Below are 18,136 nucleotides of genomic sequence, written 5' to 3'. Positions count from 1 at the left end.
AGCACTTAACATCAGCTCTTAACGGCGATCCAAAGGAACCCATTCGATCACCCAAGCGGATTTCATGCCTAAACTTGCATCAGCATTGATCTTTTTACGTGATGCATCAGCAGACTCTCGATCTTTAGATGGTCCAACCATGATACGAATACCTTTCGAGGTTGGGCTTTTGGTGACTTTATACCCTTTGGCACGGAGCTTTGCAGCGACTGCATCAGCATTGGCCTCATTGGCCGCAAGTGCAACTTGTACCATCCATTGTTTATCACCATTTTCCAGTAAATCGCGTGCTTTTTCTGCCTCAACTTTCTTTTTAGCTTCTTCAGCTTTACGCTTTTTCTCAGCTTCTGCTTTTTTCTCTTCAGCTTGTTTTTTCTCAGCAGCAGCTTTCTTTTCAGCTTCTACTTTGCGTTTCTCGTCAGCTTTCTGTTGTTCTTCTAGCTTACGTTTTTTCTCTTCAGCTGCTTTACGCTCTGCTTCTGCGGTAGCTTGTCGCTTCTGCTCAGCGAGCTTTTTTTCAGCTTCGGCTTTCTGCTTCAACTGTGCATTTTGTTGCTCAAGCTGTTTCTGTTCAGTTGCTTTCTGTTGCGCTTTGGCTTTTTCATCTTGTACTAGCTCAGGAGGAATATCTGCGCCCTCTTGAGCTGCCGCTGCTGCACCACGTCTTGCATTTGCAGCAGCATATTCTTCAGCAGCTTTACGTGCAGCATCAGCCTCTGCCTGTTGTTGCATACGTAAAAACTCAGCAGCCTTGGCTTCTTGTTCAGCCACAGCTTTTTCACGAGCACGCTTTTGTTCTTCCAACAGACGTTTTTCTGTTGCAACATCCACAGTCAATGGTTGCAATTGTACAGCCTCGCCTGCAGGCGTAGTTTTGTTTGGCTGAGTTTGACTTGTAGGTTGTGTTTCAGCCTGTCTTTGGTGGATTTCTTCTTTACCTTTTAGAAGCAATGCCGCCAATAGAACACCACCACTTAATAAAACAACACCGCCCATCCAGCGTTGTTTGTTATTCATTGACATTCTTCTAAATACTCCCAGACCGCTTCTAAGGTATGGAACGAACCACACACCAAAATCAGCTGATTATTATTGGTTTCTGCAAGCGCTGATTGAAATGCGGCTTGTACACAATCAAACTGTTCAACTGTCTCATTCTGCAATGCAATGTACAACTGTTCCATTGATGCTGCACGAGGCACAGTTAATGGAGCAATTTTCCACTTTAAGACAGTATTTTTCAACAACTTGACCACAGAATCTATATCTTTGTCAGACAACATTGAAAAAATAGAGACAACTTCTGTGTACTGTTTATTGTATTCTAAGAATTTTCGCAATTGCTTTAACAAAAATTCAACACCATGCGGATTATGTCCCGCATCAAAGATGACTGTTTTATCTTGTATTTTTCTAATTTCAAAACGACCAGCCAATTGTGCCTTTTTGATTCCCTGAGCAATTGCCTGTTGCGAAACATTTAAATCACTGAGTAAAACTGTGGCGACAGCAGTAGAAATATTTTCTAAAGCAAGCTGCCCTGTTGGAAATTTCAAAGTCGTACCTGAACTTGCAAAGTTCCAAGTCTGACCATCTTCAGATAGCTGATAAAAATAATCACGATTTACAGCATATAACTGAGCATTAGATTGTTGTGCTTTGTCCTGAATCGCTTGTGGCATTGCTTGTAAGCCACCAAAGACGACAGGAATATTTGGACGAATAATTCCTGCTTTTTCAAAAGCAATTTTTTCAATCGTATCGCCCAACCAGTCGGTATGATCTAAACCAATATTGGTAATCACAGCGAGATCTGGGTCAATCACATTGACCACATCTAAACGTCCACCTAACCCTACTTCTAACACCCAAACATCACATTGTTTCTGTTTAAAAATAACAAATGCTGCCAGTGTGGTTGCTTCAAAAAAGGATAATGAAAAATTGCAGATACGACGTGCTTGATCAACTTGAACAAAAGCATCAATCAGAGTTTGATCATCAACTTCCTGACCAGCCAATTTGACACGTTCATTGAATCTGTAAATATGTGGGGATTGATATAGACCTACATTCAAACCTTGCGCATTGAGTATGGCAGCGAGGGTGGTTGTGGTTGATCCTTTACCATTAGTGCCAGCAACAGTGATCACTTTTGCTGAGGGGCGCATGATTTCGAGTTGTTCAGCTACAGGAATGACTCGCTCTAAGCCTAAATCAATTCCTGTAACGTGAACATGGCTCCAATAATCGAGCCATGTTTGTAATTTATCAGTATTTAAAGGTGCTGTTTCGTTGTTCAAGGCAAGTTCATCAGTTTCGCTACAATACGATATACAGTATCACGTAATGCATGACGATGAACAATTTGATCGACCACCCCATGATCAAGCAAAAATTCCGCACGTTGGAACGGTTCTTCAAGTTTCTCACGTACGGTTTGTTCGATAACGCGCTTACCAGCAAAGCCAATCATCGCTTTAGGCTCAGCAATTTGAACATCGCCTAACATCGCCAAAGACGCAGTAACACCTCCATAAACAGGATGTGTCAACACCACGATATAAGGTAGATGTGCATCTTTCATTTTTTGAACTGCGGCTGAAGTACGTGCCATTTGCATAAGCGACAACATGCCTTCTTGCATACGTGCACCGCCAGAAGCTGCAAAACAGATTAATGGCTGTTTGTCTTTAATGGCTTTTTCAGCAGCCTGTACAAAGCGATCGCCCACGACAGTACCCATTGATCCAGCCATAAAGTCGAATTCAAAAGCACAAGCCACCATTGAAATATTTTTCAACTGCCCTTGCATGGCGACTAGCGCTTCAGTTTCACCTGTTTTATCCTGCGCTTCTTTTAAACGCGCTGGATAAGGTCTACTGTCGACAAAATGTAGCGGATCTTTTGCAACAAACTCTTGACCAAGTTCATTGTTAACCTGATCAAAGAACCAGTTCAAACGATCACGTGCTTTCATTTTCAAATGTTCATCACATGACGGACAAACATAAGCATTAAAAGACATCGCTGTACGAGTCACGAGTGCATGACATTCAGGGCATTCAATGGTTGGTTCAGTAAACGTCGCTTTGAGTGTTTGTTGTTGATCAGGCACATCAATGCCTGGAACTTTACGATCTGTCCACGGCGTAATTGCGCTGAGGATTTTCCCTGATTTCACTTCTTGATTCATACTAACTCATCGAGCGCCGCTCGAAGCTCCTTGACTTTATTCACTGCTGCTTCAACAGCTTGTTCTGGTGCAAGATTTGCAAAAGGTTTGACAAAAGCACTTCCAACAATCACAGCATCTGCAACTTGACCAACAGCTTTAGCAGAAGCAGCATCACTGATTCCAAAACCTACACCAACAGGAATATCGGTAAAGGTTTTAATTTTTTGGATACGTGTTGCGACTTCAGTTGAGTCTAATGTTGCAGCACCAGTGACACCTTTTAGAGACACATAGTAAATAAAACCACGGGCTTGATTTACTACATGTTGAATACGCTGTTCAGTAGAGGTTGGTGCGAGCAAAAAGATCTGATCCATATCGTATTTTTGCAATACGTCATCTAATGTTTTTGCTTCTTCTGGAGGTAAGTCCACAAGCAACACGCCATCTACGCCACATTCATGGGCATAAGCCACAAACTTTTCATATCCAATGACTTCAACAGGATTTAAATATCCCATTAAAACAACAGGTGTAGTGGTGTCTTTTTGACGAAACGCTTTGACCATATTCAAAGCATCAAGTGTGTTGGTGCCGGCAGCCAGAGCACGCTCTGCTGCAAGTGCGATTACAGGACCATCTGCCATCGGGTCGGAAAATGGTAATCCAAGTTCTACAACATCTACGCCTGCTTCAACCATCTGATGCAACAATGGTACCGTTACATGAGGTTGTGGATCACCCGCCATCACATAAGAAACCAAAGCCTTACGCTGTTGAGATTTAAGTTGTGCAAAACGAGTGGCTAAACGTGACATAGGATTGTACATTCCTTGAATTGTTCAAACTTGAGGAGTTTTTAGATGATCAGACAACTGAGATGAATTTAAAATTCATTGACTTATTATCTTCCATCATCCAAATGTATAAATACAAGACACTGCATTGTAACGCTATTTTTTACTCAAAGGATAGAGTCACATAGTCGCTCAAACGTATCTTGTTTTATATGACAAATAATAAAACAACCCATATGTACATTTAGCGCTATTTTCAAAATGAGGACAATGATCAAAGTTACCTATTTTTAATATAATGAAAATCCCACATATTTTTTAAAAAATAAAAATAAATCATAACTATAGGGTAAAAAAAGCACTTCTAGAAGATACACAATCATTTTTCAGAAATTGCAAAAGCTGTTTATACTACGCGGGATTCTGATTTTTTATCTCCTCTTATGACCACACTCCCACAGGCTAAAGTGCAAGCCAGTGCGCTTGCGCTATTACCACTTATTGTATTTTTAGCCATTTTTTTAGGCAGCGGTATTTACCATACCATCATTGGTACTGAATTTGCTTTTTATCAAGTCAAAGCCCCAATCGCAGCGTTGCCTGCGATTATATTGGCGATTTTGCTGTATAAAGGAAAAATAAACTCAGCAATTGAAGCATTTTTAAATGGTGCAAGCCATCCAAATTTGATCCTCATGTTTATGGTTTTCATGTTGGCTGGCGCATTTGCAAGTGTGACCAGTAGCATTGGAAGTGTGGATTCAACTGTTCAATTTGGTTTATCCATCATTCCACCGACATTTGTCTTGCCCATGCTGTTTGTGATTTCAGCTTTTATTGCAACTGCAATGGGAACATCAATGGGCACAATTGCAGCTTGTGCTCCGATTGCGTTTGGATTCTCCCAAGCCACAGCGATTCAGCCCATTTATGCCATAGGTGCAGTGGTTAGTGGTGCAATGTTTGGTGATAATCTATCGATGATTTCAGATACCACCATTGCGGCAACGAGAAGTTTAAATGTAGAGCTACGCGACAAATTTCGGGTCAACATTTGGATTGCACTTCCTGCTGCAATCATCACCATCATGATTTATTTTTTGACCAGTCACCAATCTCAATTCATTGAGTATAAAAGCTATAACTTATGGTTGATTGTGCCTTATTTGGCTGTTTTCTTTTTGGCTTTTACCCGCTTGCACGTGCTTGCTGTGTTGACGATTGGTATTGTCCTTTCTGTCTTAATCGGTCTGGTTGCAAAGCCTGAATTGGATTTACTCAAATTAAATAACGCAATTTATGACGGATTTGTGGGAATGTTTGAGGTTGCGCTACTTTCCATGTTTTTAGGTGGACTTTCTGCCATTATGCAAAAGGAAGGTGGTTTAGAGTGGTTAATTCAACGGATTTATTCTGCAACCCGACGATTTAATATTGGTCGACAACGTGCAGGTGAAATTGGTATTAGCTTTTTGGTGATTTTCTCGAATTTATTCGTTGCCAATAATACTGTGGCAATTATCTTATCTGGTGATATGGCACGAGAAGTTGCCAAAGAATATGGTGTAGACCCCAAACGTGCTGCTGCATTCATGGATATTTTTTCATGTGTGATCCAAGGCATTATTCCCTATGGTGCACAACTTCTACTCGCATGTTCAATTGCTAAACTTTCACCTGTGGAACTCATCAGCTCCATTTATTACTGCTGGGTATTGGCAATATTTGCAGTTTTGGCTATCGCATTTAGATTTCCAAAATTAAAATAGAATTCATAAATAATAGGCATGAAAAAATTAACTTAGCCTACCGCCATATTGTCTAAGTTAGTTTTTGCAAAGCATTTATGAAGACTTTAAATCTTGCTTTTTTTCTAACAACGTTTGACCACTATATGCTTTATAGGCTCGGGCTAAAGCGGACTGATCCGAATAACCTAAACGCATTGCAATTTCAGAAAGTTGTATGTCACCACTCAGTAAAAATTCACATCGTTTCATCCGTTCACTTTCAACAATTTTTTTAAAAGAAGTGTCTAAGTCACTGAGTTGCCTTTGTAAAGTACGTGTCGAAATATGTAGTTCCTGTGCAACATCCTCAATCTTTGGCGCTTGTTCTTTGAGTTTTAAATACTCCGCCACGATAATATGCAATTGCTGGGCAATGGTTTTATAGCGAGGTTTCGCTGCGATCGCTTCTTCTGCCTGCTTGACCAAGAGCTGCATCAAAGATGGGTCAGCTTGTTGTATCTTCAGTTCCAAGCCTTCCATACGCAATACAAAACTATAGTGAGGTTGATTGAATAGCACCTCGCAAGCATAGAACTTTTGATAATGATAGAGTGCCATCTGTGGGGCGTGTGCAAAGTATACTGCTTGTAGGGGAAATTGATTTGGGGGTACGATTTTCCGTGCAAGATGCATCATCAGCGCATTGGTAAATTCATTAATTAAAATATATTTATCATGGTGAAATGGCCAAATTAAATGAACATACTGCCCTTTTTGTTGCATCTGCATGGGAATTACTTCATCACCATCAATCACCAAGCGACTAAAGCGCATAATATTTTGTAATGCCTCGGCAACGGTGGTACTTCGGGATGCCATATAACCCAACACTCCAAAATGTTCTGGTCGAACATATTCCGCCATTTCAAAAACAATTTGTGGACAATCGAAAGCCTGTTTGGTTTTTTCAATCAATTGGTGAAAGAATAAATAAGCCGATTGTGTATCAATAGGTAATGACAGGATACTCAGCAAATGTTGTTTTTCATCTGCTTGCAAAAAATCAAGCGTGATAACATCCACGTTTCGTTCAGCCAAGTACATCTGCCAGAGATGGAAATAGCCGTTCGGAATCTGAAGCTCTTGCATATCCTTGCACTCTTTCAATTCTACATATCAACCAATTTGACATTCTAAATTTTCATTCTGTCATAAAATGTATAAAAATTGGCAATATCTGTCAAAACAAAGCTGCAATTTCCCGACATACTGAAATCATCGAAAGCAATGCAAGTAAAACAAAATGAATGCATTAGTTAAATATCAGGTGGACCCAGTCGTTCGCACCAAGCTCGATTTCAAGCTTGAAGACGTTCCTCGCTTCTGGTTTGGCGGAGATCCATTCCGTACACGTTTATTTGATGCTTTGAGCCTAACCTTTCCAGATGGAGAGCGCTACTTTATTGAAAGTGTTCGTTTATTTCGCAATAAAATCACTGATCCAGATTTACAACAACGGGTTGCTGACTTTATTCGTCAAGAGGCTCAACATGGCATGGCACATGACAAAATGAACCAAGTCATGAAAGACCAAGGAATGCCTGTTGATCGTTTTATTCAGCTTCTACAGAAAATATTTAAATTTGAACTCAGCCAACGTTCTCCACAGTACAACATCGCTATGACAGCTGCAGCGGAACACTTAACCGCACTTATGGCAGAAACTTTTTATCGTCATAAAGCAACTTTAGCTGAAGCACATCCTTATGTTCGCGCTTTGTTAGCATGGCACTCTATTGAGGAAATGGAACATCGAGATGTGGCCTTTGATGTCATGCAACAAGTGGGGGAAGTTCCAGATCATTTACGCCGTTTCGCTTTGGCAATTACCACAATCATGATGTTCAACTTCACGCTGTACCGAGCCAATATCATGTTGAAGCATGATGGTTTCAGCCGTCTAGAACGAATCAAGATGGCGGCTCAAGGCTTACCCTGGTTCTTTGGAAAGCAAGGTATTCTTTCAGCAATGAGAAGTGAATATTTGGATTGGTTTAAAAAAGATTTCCACCCTAGCCAACATCCAGTGATTCGCCAATATCAAGTTTGGGTCGACACCATGGCTGCCACCAATGATCCAATTCAAGCAGGTGAAGCATTTTGGCAAGCAGGTTTATAAGTCTGCTTATGCTACACCTTTGTTGATGGGTAAATGTGAGAATAAAATAATGAATGCATATGTACAACACCAAGTTGATCCTGTAGTCCGAACAAATCTAGATTTTAGATTAAATGAAGTTCCACGTTTTTGGTTCGACAACGACCCTTTCCGAACACGTATGTTTGATGCACTTAGCCTGACTTTTCCTGTCGGTGAACGCTATTTCATCCAAAGTGTACGAGCACTTCGCGATAAAATCACCGATCCAGATTTACAACAACGCGTAACAGATTTCATTAAGCAAGAAGCACAACACGGTCTAGCCCATGACAAAATGAATCAGGAAATGCAACGCCAAGGTATGCCTGTAGATCAGTTTGTTCAGTTTATGGGTGAACATTTTGAGTACATCCTCAAACATCGCTCTAAGCAATACAACATTGCCATGACGGCTGCAGCAGAACACCTCACCGCACTTATGGCAGAAACTTTTTATAGTCATAAAGAAACTTTAGCTGATGTACATCCCTTTGTACGCGCACTCTTTGCTTGGCACTCAATTGAAGAAATGGAGCATCGTGATGTAGCTTTTGATGTGATGAAAGAAGTGGGCGAAGTGTCAGAGAATCTGCGTAAATTCGCGCTAGCTTTTGTAACACTACAAATGTTTGGTTTCACTTTTTATCGTGCCAATGTGATGTTAAAACATGACGGCTTTAGTCGCTTACAACGCGCCAAATTTGCGCTCAAAGGTATTCCTTGGTTCTTTGGCAAGTCTGGAAAATTATCTGCCATGCGTCAGCAATACCTAGATTGGTTTAAAGCCGATTTTCATCCGAGTCAGCACCCTGTGATCCGACAATATCAAGTCTGGGTAGATACTTTGGCTGAAACCAATGATCCAATTGAAGCGGGTGAAGCGTTTTGGCAAGCAGCCCAATAAGACATTGAAATAATTACCCCCTAGCTGATCAATTTCTTTTTCGGCAACATAAGATTTTATCCAAACCCTTCTTATGTTGCTTTTTTTGCCCTGAACGCACAATCCAATATTTTAATTCCGAAACGAAGTCTTACCACTTTGCATAATGCTGTTCAAGCAAACCATATTCTTGATTAAGCTGAATGGTTTCACCTGTTTCTGATTCGATGCTACCACTGATCCGTGATTGCCATTGGCTAAATTGACTCCCCACCAAACGTAGGTTTAAATTCTCAAATCTACGCCAACCCGTTTCTATGTGAAGATTGAGTTTCTGATCTAGGGAACGTACTGACCATACATTGGTATCTATTTTTTCAAACAATACATCCGCAACTGCATAGAGTACACCATTGATCCAAAGGCAGTTTTCATTACCAAAACTTTCATTTACTCCTGATGCAAGGTTTAAGCCAATACGTTGACCTTGCTGATCCCAAAAATTACAAGAAAGCCAAAACCAAGCCGTTTCAGGTCTTAAAAAGCCACAGGTATCATCTAAAGAAGCCAATGATTGATCATTGAAATGAATCAATTCTTTATGCTTATCAACAAAAAAACCCTCAACAGCCAATGTTGTTTTCTTTTGAGTATAGGTCCAACCATTTATGCCATTAGGACTACATAGACTTAAAGGTTCAGTACCAGCACAAAATATTCGTGCTTTTAACTGCTCCTCACCATGACGGGTTGCACGGATATAACGCACCCCATTGGCATGTTGCATTTCGAATTCAAACGGCGACTTACTAAAATGGCTTTGGCTATATAAAGGCTGTTCATCAAGTGAAGTACCACGTCCTAAAATGGTATTGGCATTCCACTCTAAAACCTCTTGATTGGTATGATCATATATATAGATGAAACCGTGTCCAGCCCAACCAATATCTGCTATTGCAATCCCAATTGAATATTGTTCGTGCTGAATACCACAAAATTTAAACTTTTTATATTTTAAATGCTTGCGCCAGCCTGTTAATGTTTTTCCATAGGGTGTTTTATAGACATAATCATGAACATTAATTTTGCTGGGCACTTCTTTAAAGCGTCCATAACGTGGCTGACCGTTGCTTTGTATTAAATCCATGTGAATTCCCAATCCTTTTGTATAAGGGAAATATTAGACTTTAGTCGATATTTTGATTATTGCTATTTTTCCACATATAGCAATCTGATTGATCGCAAATCGTAAAAATGGTTTCGCGCATTATATTGAAGAAAAGTGTCACAAATGTATAGTATTTAATCAAAATAAGATAATAAAAAATAGGGCAATTGCCCTATTTTTCAATGAGATCAATTGATCAGATAATTTTCCCTACGGGAATCTGGTCTATCAATTTCTGTGGTGCTTTAAAACGCTCACCATACTTTGCTTCTAATGCGTTTGCGCGAGCCAATGCTTTTTCCAGACCATATTGGTTGAGGAATTGGATCGCACCTCCTGTCCACGGCGCAAAACCTATTCCAAAAATCGAACCAATATTGGCATCAATTACAGATTCCAAAACATTTTCTTCATAGCAACGTAAAGTGTCCAATGCCTGAACAAACAGGAAGCGATCTATCATTTCTTGCTCAGAAATAACTACATCTTTCTTCCAGTGGCTTAGACCCTCCCATAAATGCTTCTTCCCACCTTCTGGGTATTCATAAAAACCTGCACCTGCTGCTTTACCCTTACGCTCAAAGGTATGAATCATGGTTTCAATCACATCATCTGCACCTGAAAGTGGTAAATCTTTACCTTCTGCTTGCAGTGCTTTACGGGTTTCTTTCGCCACATGTTCAGAAAGCGTTAATGCAACTTCATCCTGAATGGCAAGTGGACCCACTGGCATACCTGCTTTCAATGCAGCCATTTCAATGCGTGCTGGATGGACACCTTCATGCAATAGACGTAAACCCTCTTGTACAAATGTGCCAAAGACACGACTGGTAAAGAAACCACGACTATCATTGACAACAATAGGCGTTTTACCAATTTGCTGCACATAGTCATAGGCTTTTGCTAAAGTTTCAGCAGAAGTATTCTTACCTTTGATGATTTCCACCAATTGCATTTTATCGACTGGGCTGAAGAAATGCAGACCGATAAAATGAGTATCATCTTTAGAAGCTTTGGCTAAACCCGTAATCGGTAATGTTGAAGTATTTGAAGCCATCACACCACCATCAACCAAGAACTGTTCAGCTTCTTGAGTCACTTTGGCTTTCAAATCTTGATTTTCAAAAACAGCTTCGATAATCAAATCACAGCCTTTTAAATCTTCTGCAGAAGCGGTTGCTGTAATCAAACTTAAAACTTGATCACGTTTTTCAGCCGTCATACGCCCCTGTGAGACACGCTTATCCAAAAGTTTTTGGCTATATGCTTTGCCTTTTTCAGCATTTTCAACAGATACATCTTTCAGAACAACTTGTATTCCTTTGATCGCTGTTGAATAGGCAATACCTGCACCCATCATGCCTGCACCTAACACACCAACTTTGGTCGCCTGCCATTTTGCAATATCTTTAGGGCGACTTGCGCCAGCTTTGATTGCATTTAAACCATGCCAGAATGTACCGATCATATTTTTCGCCACTTGCCCTGTTGCAAGGTAAGTGAAATAACGATTTTCAATACGGAAAGCTGTATCTACATCAACTTGTGCCCCTTCTACTGCGGCAGCCATGATTGCTTCTGGTGCAGGGTAGCATCCTTTGGTTTTATCTCTTAACATGGCAGGTGCAATAGCAAGAATTTGCGCAACAGCCGGTGTTTTTGGATCTCCCCCAGGAATCTTATAGCCTTTTACATCATAAGGCTGTTGTGATTTCGGATTCGCCTTAATCCAAGCAATGGCTTTGTCGAGCATGTCTTGCTCATTCTCAGCAAGTTCATTAACTAAACCGAGAGATTTTGCTTTATCCATCCCAAATTGCTTCCCTTCCATCAGAAATGGAAAAGCGTTTTGCAATCCGAGTAGTCGTACCATCCGTACGACACCACCACCGCCAGGTAATAAGCCAAGCGTCACCTCAGGCAGACCTAATTTGATTTTAGGATCGTTAAGAGCAATACGATAATGACAACTTAACGCAATTTCCCAACCACCACCTAAAGCAGTTCCGTTAATCGCAGCAACGACAGGTACTCCCAAAGTATCAATTGCACGTAGATCATCTTTGAGTTTTGCAGTCATGTTAAAGAATTCAGTCGCATGCTCTGGTGTTGCTTCAATGAGTTCATCCAAATCACCGCCAGCAAAGAATGTCTTTTTTGCAGAACGATAAATCACACCTTTGAGGTCAGTTTCAGATTTAAGTTTTGAAACAACATTTTCTAAAGCCACACGGAAATCAGCATTCATGGTGTTGGCAGATTGGTTTGGAGAATCCATTGTTAGAATGACAATGCCATCTGCATTTTTTTCATATTGAATTGCGCTCATTATTCTTCTCCTTAAACCAACTCAATAATGGTCGCAATACCCATGCCACCACCCACACACAAGGTTGCTAAACCACGCTTTTTCCCTTGACGTTCTAATTCATCCAACAATGTACCTAAAATCATTGCACCTGTTGCGCCCAGAGGATGCCCCATGGCGATTGCACCACCATTGACATTGACTTTTTCAGCAGGAACGTTAAGTTCAGACATAAAGCGCATCACAACCGATGCAAAAGCTTCATTCACTTCAAATAGATCAATATCATCAATGGTCAGACCCGCTTTTGCCAATGCCTTACGCGCAGCAGGTGCTGGACCAGTCAGCATAATGGTAGGATCTGTTCCAACTAAAGCAGTCGCCAACACTTTGGCACGAGGTTTTAAACCTTGTTCTTTTACTGCTTTTTCAGATGCCAATAACACCACAGCCGCACCATCCACAATTCCTGATGAATTTCCTGCATGATGTACATGGTTAATTTTCTGTGCTTCTGGATATTGCTGTAAAGCAATCGCATCAAAGCCCATGCTACCCATCATTTCAAAACTTGGATTCAGCTTTGCCAAGCCTTCCGCTGTAGTGAGTGGCTTAATAAATTCATCTTTTTCAAGAATCATCACCCCTGCTTTGTCTTTTACCGCCACAACAGATTGATCAAAATAACCTGCTGCTTGCGCCGCCGCTGCTTTACGTTGCGAATTCGCAGCAAACTCATCGACATCCGAACGGCTATAACCATCTAGTGTTGCAATTAAATCAGCGCCAATCCCTTGAGGAACAAAATGTGATTTTAAATTGGTCTCAGGATCAAGCGCCCAAGGTCCACCATCTGAGCCCATTGGAATACGAGACATCGACTCTACGCCACCCGCAACCACAACATCTTCCCAACCAGAACGGACTTTTTGAGCAGCCATATTCACCGCTTCCAAACCTGATGCACAGAAGCGGTTGATTTGTACACCTGCAACATCATTGTCCCAACCTGCTGCAATCGCAGCAGTTTTTGCGATATCACCACCTTGATCTGCAATTGGCGTCACACAACCCAATACGATGTCATCAACTTTGGAAGTATCCAATTGGTGGCGATCTTTCAATTCATTGAGTAATGTTGTTAATAAAGTGATTGGCTTCACTTCATAGAGTGATCCATCTTTCTTTCCTTTTCCGCGTGGTGTGCGAATGGCATCAATGATGTAAGCCTCGCTCATAGCTGTTCCTTCTTATGACTTCTAGATTGTTATGTGCTTCGAGTGTACTTTATAAAGTCGAGAGATCAATGACGAGAACGGAATAGTCGCTTGATATTTTTTGTCAATTGAAAAAAGTGGCAAATTAAAGAGATTTAAATGCCCATATATCAGCACCAAACATTGCTCATTACCTACTAAAACTCATATCAGCATTAAAATCATGTTGCTAAACAAAATCGATATCGAGAATATCACTGAATTCTCTTTTCCCTGTCTGGGCTAAATCAGTTTCATTCCTTGGATAGCTGATGGGTTGATCTTCACTTAAATCTGAATGTAATGTCCCTATTTTTAAGTAGTCTATTTCCGCAAATTGAGGAAATTCATGTTCAACAGCTTCTAATCGTTGAATACATGCAATCGCTTCAGCTTGTGTGAGCGTAATTGCTTTTAAAGCCCTTACAATTTGCCCAAAACCCTCAATATATTCACTAATTTCAAAAACAATTTCCCCATTTCGGAAATTACCATCCACAGCAATGATACGGAGATCATCAGCTAAAGATGACTCACGATAAGCTTGATCATGCCAAGGATCGTGAACTTTGCGGTATGTCATATACTGTATTCTAGCCTTTTCGGCATCTTCTAAAGTGGTAAAAATACCTAAAATAATGTCAATAAAACGATAAGCTGAGATTGTTCTCATCAACATCCACATACTGTTCTACACCAAATCTTGAGTCCTAAATATAATCAAAAATCATCAGTAAACAAATTAACATTCATACTGTATTCATTTTAAATGGATAAAACATCCAATGTCATCGCACAACGGCTTTCTCGAAGAAAACCGCATTCAACCTCATGTTGAATTTTTTTTTGGAGATAATCTGGTAAATGATCATCATCCAGCTTTTGAAAACCTAACTTCTCATAAAATGGGCGATTCCAAATCACATCATTAAATGTCGTTAATGTCAGATTTGAAAAATCATGCTTCCGAGCAAAATCGATAATGTATTCCAGTAATTGCCGTCCAATTCCTTGCTTTTGCAATGTCCCATCCACATCTAATTCAATAATATATAAATCTTGGTTTTGTTTTTCGGCATATAAAAATCCAGTGGCTTGATTATCAAGATTTACCGAAACAAAGCCATACGCTTTTGAAATCAACTGCATGTGGTCATCTACAGATAAAATTGAGCTGTCTGCTAACCAAGCAAGTGCAGGAATATTCAAAAAAGCTTGCGTTGCTGATTTTTCAATTTCAATTAAGCGTGGAATATCTAAAGTTTCAATTGTTCTAATTAAACATGTCATTTATTGATCTAGCCATACATTTAGCGTTAAGTATGATCAAACTCCCCACTTAAAAAGTTTGAAATTGACATACATCTCCGCTTTACAGAATATCATGCAATGAGCGATGTAACAGACAAGTCTAAATGATAGAACTGATTAAATTCGGTGGCTTGATAGCTTGAGAAAGCATCACCTTTGATAAATCCAAACTTTTTATACAAATGAATTGCTGGATCAAAAGAGGGATGTGTTCCTGTTTCAAGACTCAATTTTTGATATTTTCTAAACTGCGCAATATGCAAAAGATGTTTTAAAACTGTAGTCGCTGCGCCTTTACCTAAATGTTGAGGATGAGTCCGCATGGATTTGATTTCGGCATGAATTGGCGAGAGTTCTTGAATAGCACCACATGCCAAAAGCTCATCTTGATCCCAAAGGGTATAAAAACTGATCTGTGGCTGTTGTAATGCGGAAAGGTCTAAAGCAAAACTATGTTCAATTGGTGAGTTCTCATGCATGCCTGCTAAATGAATGCGAAGCAAGTTTTGTACTTGTATCTCATCAAACTGCCCGAGCTTAATCATTTTTTTAATGCCCTATCGTTTAAACCCCTTCCATCATATATCAGAAAATGCATCGACAAAATGCTTAGACATAAAAAAGCCCAAGTCAAACTTGGGCGGAGGATAATCAAAAAATAGTTTTTGATTTCATCATGTTGTCATCAGTGATAACCATGTAATTGGCGATAGAGCCCCGGCGTAACCCCAGTCCATTTTTTAAATGCACGGTGGAAGGTACTGGTTTCACTAAAACCAACTTGTTGAGCCACATCTTCAAGGGTTAAATCTGGATTTAATAACAAATGAATAGCAGCATCACGGCGTAATGCATCTTTAACACCTTGATAGCTTTTACCTTCAGCTGCTAAACGACGGCGCAAAGTTTGTGGGGATAAATACAACATGGATGCTACATCATTCAAGGTCGGCATTTCCTCGCCGATCTGACTCTTCAACACTTCACGGATACGTGATGTCAACGAATTGGTGTTTTTAAATTTCACCAAAAGTTGTGCAGGTGCAGCTTTTAAAAACTCTTCTAAACTCGCCTCATCCTGACGAATCGGCAGGTCTAAATAGTCGGCAGCAAAGGTAATTTCCGTACGAGGCATGTCGAACTGCATGACAGGTGCAAAGAATAATGCATCATATTCATCTGCATGATTTGGGCGTGGGTAGCCAAAATGTACACGCTCCAGAGGAATACGACGCTCAATTAACCAAGATGCCAAACCATGCCAAATCATCAGCATACTTTCAGTAATGAAGTGGTCAGGGTCCATGGTTTTTGGAATCAAAGGCACCAAACGCGCTTCATGTTTATCTCGTTCAACTGCTACAGACCATTCATCACCAAATAATTTATAGAATTGGGAGGATAGTTCTAAAGCATCACCCAATGTTTTAGCATGGATGATCAATTGGCACATAATGGCAAAAGAGCCTAGACGACGTGGTTGAATATCAAATCCAACATGTTCATCTTGGGTAACCATCCACAACATTTTCACGAAGCGAGTATATTGCTCTGGTGAAATACGTGCTTTAGGCTGACGCAGTAATTCTGCTTCTATGCCAACATGTGAAAGTAAAGTATCAACGTCCATTCCTAAACGTTTTACACCGGTTAAGGCTGCATTCACAAAATGGATACTGATCGTATCACGACTCATGGTAAATCCTTCACTCTCTTTGATGTTCACTAACAATTGACCTAAATGACGCTAAAAAATGTTTTATTGGCGATTTACAACAGTGCAGATCACCTTTTTACATCATAAATTGCCGAAATGATCAAGGTAAATGGCTGAACATGACATTGTTTTGTTAATTTTATATTTCTATTATGGATGTAAAATCAACACTATATTGGTAAAAACAATCATGACAAGCGCTTTAAAGGGATTGAAAGTACTCGATTTTTCGACTTTATTACCCGGTCCATTCGCAACTTTATATCTTGCCGACTTAGGTGCAGAAGTGATCCATATCGAGTCACCTACTCGTCCAGATCTGGTTCGTTTGTTTCCTCCCTATGCAAATGGACAAGCAACATCACATAGTTATCTGAATCGAAACAAACAATCTGTCACCTTAGATTTAAAAGATCCTGCCAGTATAGCGCAGGTCAAGGAAAAAATTTCTCAATACGATATTGTGGTTGAGCAATTCCGTCCCGGAGTAATGCAACGTTTGGGTTTAGACTATCAAACCTTGTCTGAAATTAATCCTCGTCTGATTTACTGCTCGATTACTGGTTATGGGCAATCCGGCACATATAAAGATAAGGCAGGACATGATATTAACTATATTGCACTATCTGGAATCGCGGGGCATTGTGGTCGTCAAGACAGTGGACCACCACCGATGGGAATTCAGATCGCCGACGTCGCAGGTGGTTCATTACATGCGGTGATTGGGATTCTTGCGGCTGTGGTCGAACGTCAAAATAGTGGACTTGGACAGTACATTGATATTTCTATGACAGACTGTGTGGTTGGGCTCAACAATATGGCTGCCGCTGCCAGTTTGGCAGGTGGGCAACATCAACAGCGTGAGTTAGAGCAACTGAATGGCGGTACATTCTATGATTATTATGCAACTGCCGATGATCGTTATTTATCGATCGGTAGTTTAGAACCACAATTTATGACAGGTTTAGCAACAGCGCTCGAACTGCCAATTCTATTAGAAAAAGGTACTTCTTTTGACCCTGAAGACCGCCAAATGGTCAAACAAGCAATTCGAGAAAAGATTAAAACTCAAACACTTGCAACATGGAACGATTTATTTAGCCAACTGGATGTTTGCGTAGAGCCAGTTTTAAGTTTGGATGAAGCCCTAAACTCCAAAATTTCCAAAGAACGCGGTTGGGTGATCAATGTTCCATTAAAAGCCAATGCAGATCAAACCGAACCCCAGTTAGCATGTCCAATAAAATTTTCAAGATCACAAATGCGTTATCAATATATTGGTCAGCAACTCGGCGAAGGAAATTGGTAGCAGCACACTAACTACAACATCTTTTAAGTTAAATAAAATTACAAATTGGTCATTTTATTTACAATTTGTATGAATTGTAAGCAGAGCATCCTGTGTAATCTTGATACTAATCAATTACACAGGTGTTCTGATGATGCTTCATTATTCCTGCTTCTTAGTGCCTCTAAAATCCTCCTCCCCTACATTTCATACTCATTTCAAGCACTATACAAATAGATTTAGTCGAACAAAAACAACAGAATAAATTAACCACAAAGATACCCTTATTTTAATTATGTA

At 40.1% G+C, this 18,136-nt stretch carries 16 protein-coding genes; 4 read left to right on the top strand and 12 right to left on the bottom strand.

Annotation, left to right across the window (positions count from 1 at the left end; all coding sequences use genetic code 11):
• Positions 1 to 18 precede the first annotated feature (18 nt).
• The 4 genes from TOL5_RS03235 to trpA are packed head-to-tail and all read right to left on the bottom strand — an operon-like array spanning position 19 to position 3,996.
• Entirely contained in the window at positions 19 to 1,023 is a 1,005-nt protein-coding gene (locus tag TOL5_RS03235) for an SPOR domain-containing protein (RefSeq protein ID WP_121774414.1), read from the bottom strand.
• Positions 1,014 to 2,303, bottom strand: a complete 1,290-nt coding sequence (gene folC, locus TOL5_RS03230) for a bifunctional tetrahydrofolate synthase/dihydrofolate synthase (RefSeq protein WP_121774415.1) — start codon at positions 2,301 to 2,303, stop codon at positions 1,014 to 1,016. Before folC ends, TOL5_RS03235 begins: the two co-directional genes overlap by 10 nt.
• Positions 2,300 to 3,196 carry an acetyl-CoA carboxylase, carboxyltransferase subunit beta gene (gene accD, locus TOL5_RS03225; RefSeq protein ID WP_004830255.1) on the bottom strand — a complete coding sequence of 299 codons (897 nt, stop codon included), beginning with the start codon at positions 3,194 to 3,196 and terminating at the stop codon, positions 2,300 to 2,302. Before accD ends, folC begins: the two co-directional genes overlap by 4 nt.
• A complete protein-coding gene (gene trpA / locus TOL5_RS03220) occupies positions 3,193 to 3,996 on the bottom strand; it encodes a tryptophan synthase subunit alpha (protein ID WP_121774416.1) in 804 nt (267 codons plus the stop codon). Before trpA ends, accD begins: the two co-directional genes overlap by 4 nt.
• A 422-nt stretch (positions 3,997 to 4,418) precedes the next feature.
• On the opposite strand from trpA, the gene TOL5_RS03215 reads away from it, so the two are divergent.
• Positions 4,419 to 5,744, top strand: coding sequence for a Na+/H+ antiporter NhaC family protein (locus TOL5_RS03215; protein WP_121774417.1), 1,326 nt, complete (start codon positions 4,419 to 4,421; stop codon positions 5,742 to 5,744).
• A gap of 75 nt (positions 5,745 to 5,819) precedes the next feature.
• Here the strand turns inward: TOL5_RS03215 and TOL5_RS03210 are convergent, their stop codons facing one another.
• On the bottom strand, positions 5,820 to 6,854 hold the full coding sequence (locus tag TOL5_RS03210) for an AraC family transcriptional regulator (RefSeq protein WP_121774418.1): 1,035 nt from the start codon (positions 6,852 to 6,854) through the stop codon (positions 5,820 to 5,822).
• A 154-nt stretch (positions 6,855 to 7,008) separates the two neighbouring features.
• Between TOL5_RS03210 and TOL5_RS03205 the strand changes: the two genes are divergently transcribed.
• Both TOL5_RS03205 and TOL5_RS03200 read left to right on the top strand, forming a co-directional pair.
• Positions 7,009 to 7,884, top strand: coding sequence for a metal-dependent hydrolase (locus TOL5_RS03205; RefSeq protein WP_121774419.1), 876 nt, complete (start codon positions 7,009 to 7,011; stop codon positions 7,882 to 7,884).
• A gap of 49 nt (positions 7,885 to 7,933) precedes the next feature.
• Positions 7,934 to 8,809, top strand: coding sequence for a metal-dependent hydrolase (locus TOL5_RS03200; protein ID WP_004830260.1), 876 nt, complete (start codon positions 7,934 to 7,936; stop codon positions 8,807 to 8,809).
• A gap of 130 nt (positions 8,810 to 8,939) precedes the next feature.
• On the opposite strand, the gene TOL5_RS03195 is transcribed toward TOL5_RS03200, so the two are convergent.
• The 7 genes from TOL5_RS03195 to TOL5_RS03165 form a co-directional block, all read right to left on the bottom strand.
• The gene (locus TOL5_RS03195; protein ID WP_046760126.1) at positions 8,940 to 9,935 is read right to left on the bottom strand and encodes a DUF2804 domain-containing protein; all 996 of its coding nucleotides are present in this window, start codon (positions 9,933 to 9,935) and stop codon (positions 8,940 to 8,942) included.
• 217 nt (positions 9,936 to 10,152) lie between these two features.
• Positions 10,153 to 12,285: a 3-hydroxyacyl-CoA dehydrogenase NAD-binding domain-containing protein gene (locus tag TOL5_RS03190; protein ID WP_221260659.1), complete on the bottom strand. Its 2,133-nt coding sequence runs from the start codon at positions 12,283 to 12,285 to the stop codon at positions 10,153 to 10,155.
• A gap of 11 nt (positions 12,286 to 12,296) precedes the next feature.
• Entirely contained in the window at positions 12,297 to 13,502 is a 1,206-nt protein-coding gene (locus TOL5_RS03185; RefSeq protein WP_009584685.1) for an acetyl-CoA C-acetyltransferase, read from the bottom strand.
• A gap of 208 nt (positions 13,503 to 13,710) precedes the next feature.
• Positions 13,711 to 14,193: a hypothetical protein gene (locus TOL5_RS03180; RefSeq protein ID WP_227543978.1), complete on the bottom strand. Its 483-nt coding sequence runs from the start codon at positions 14,191 to 14,193 to the stop codon at positions 13,711 to 13,713.
• 92 nt (positions 14,194 to 14,285) lie between these two features.
• Positions 14,286 to 14,810, bottom strand: a complete 525-nt coding sequence (locus TOL5_RS03175) for a GNAT family N-acetyltransferase (protein ID WP_005031155.1) — start codon at positions 14,808 to 14,810, stop codon at positions 14,286 to 14,288.
• 92 nt (positions 14,811 to 14,902) lie between these two features.
• Complete coding sequence (locus tag TOL5_RS03170; protein ID WP_005031156.1) at positions 14,903 to 15,376, bottom strand: GNAT family N-acetyltransferase; 474 nt, start codon at positions 15,374 to 15,376, stop codon at positions 14,903 to 14,905.
• Positions 15,377 to 15,516: 140 nt separating this feature from the next.
• Positions 15,517 to 16,527, bottom strand: a complete 1,011-nt coding sequence (locus tag TOL5_RS03165) for an AraC family transcriptional regulator (RefSeq protein WP_004724010.1) — start codon at positions 16,525 to 16,527, stop codon at positions 15,517 to 15,519.
• Between the two features lie 211 nt (positions 16,528 to 16,738).
• On the opposite strand from TOL5_RS03165, the gene TOL5_RS03160 reads away from it, so the two are divergent.
• Entirely contained in the window at positions 16,739 to 17,857 is a 1,119-nt protein-coding gene (locus TOL5_RS03160; protein ID WP_121774437.1) for a CaiB/BaiF CoA transferase family protein, read from the top strand.
• Positions 17,858 to 18,136 lie beyond the last annotated feature (279 nt).

The organism is Acinetobacter sp. Tol 5 (genome assembly GCF_019702905.1).
GTDB classification, from domain to species: Bacteria; Pseudomonadota; Gammaproteobacteria; order Pseudomonadales; family Moraxellaceae; genus Acinetobacter; species Acinetobacter bereziniae.
This window is presented reverse-complemented; position numbering and strand designations above follow the sequence as displayed.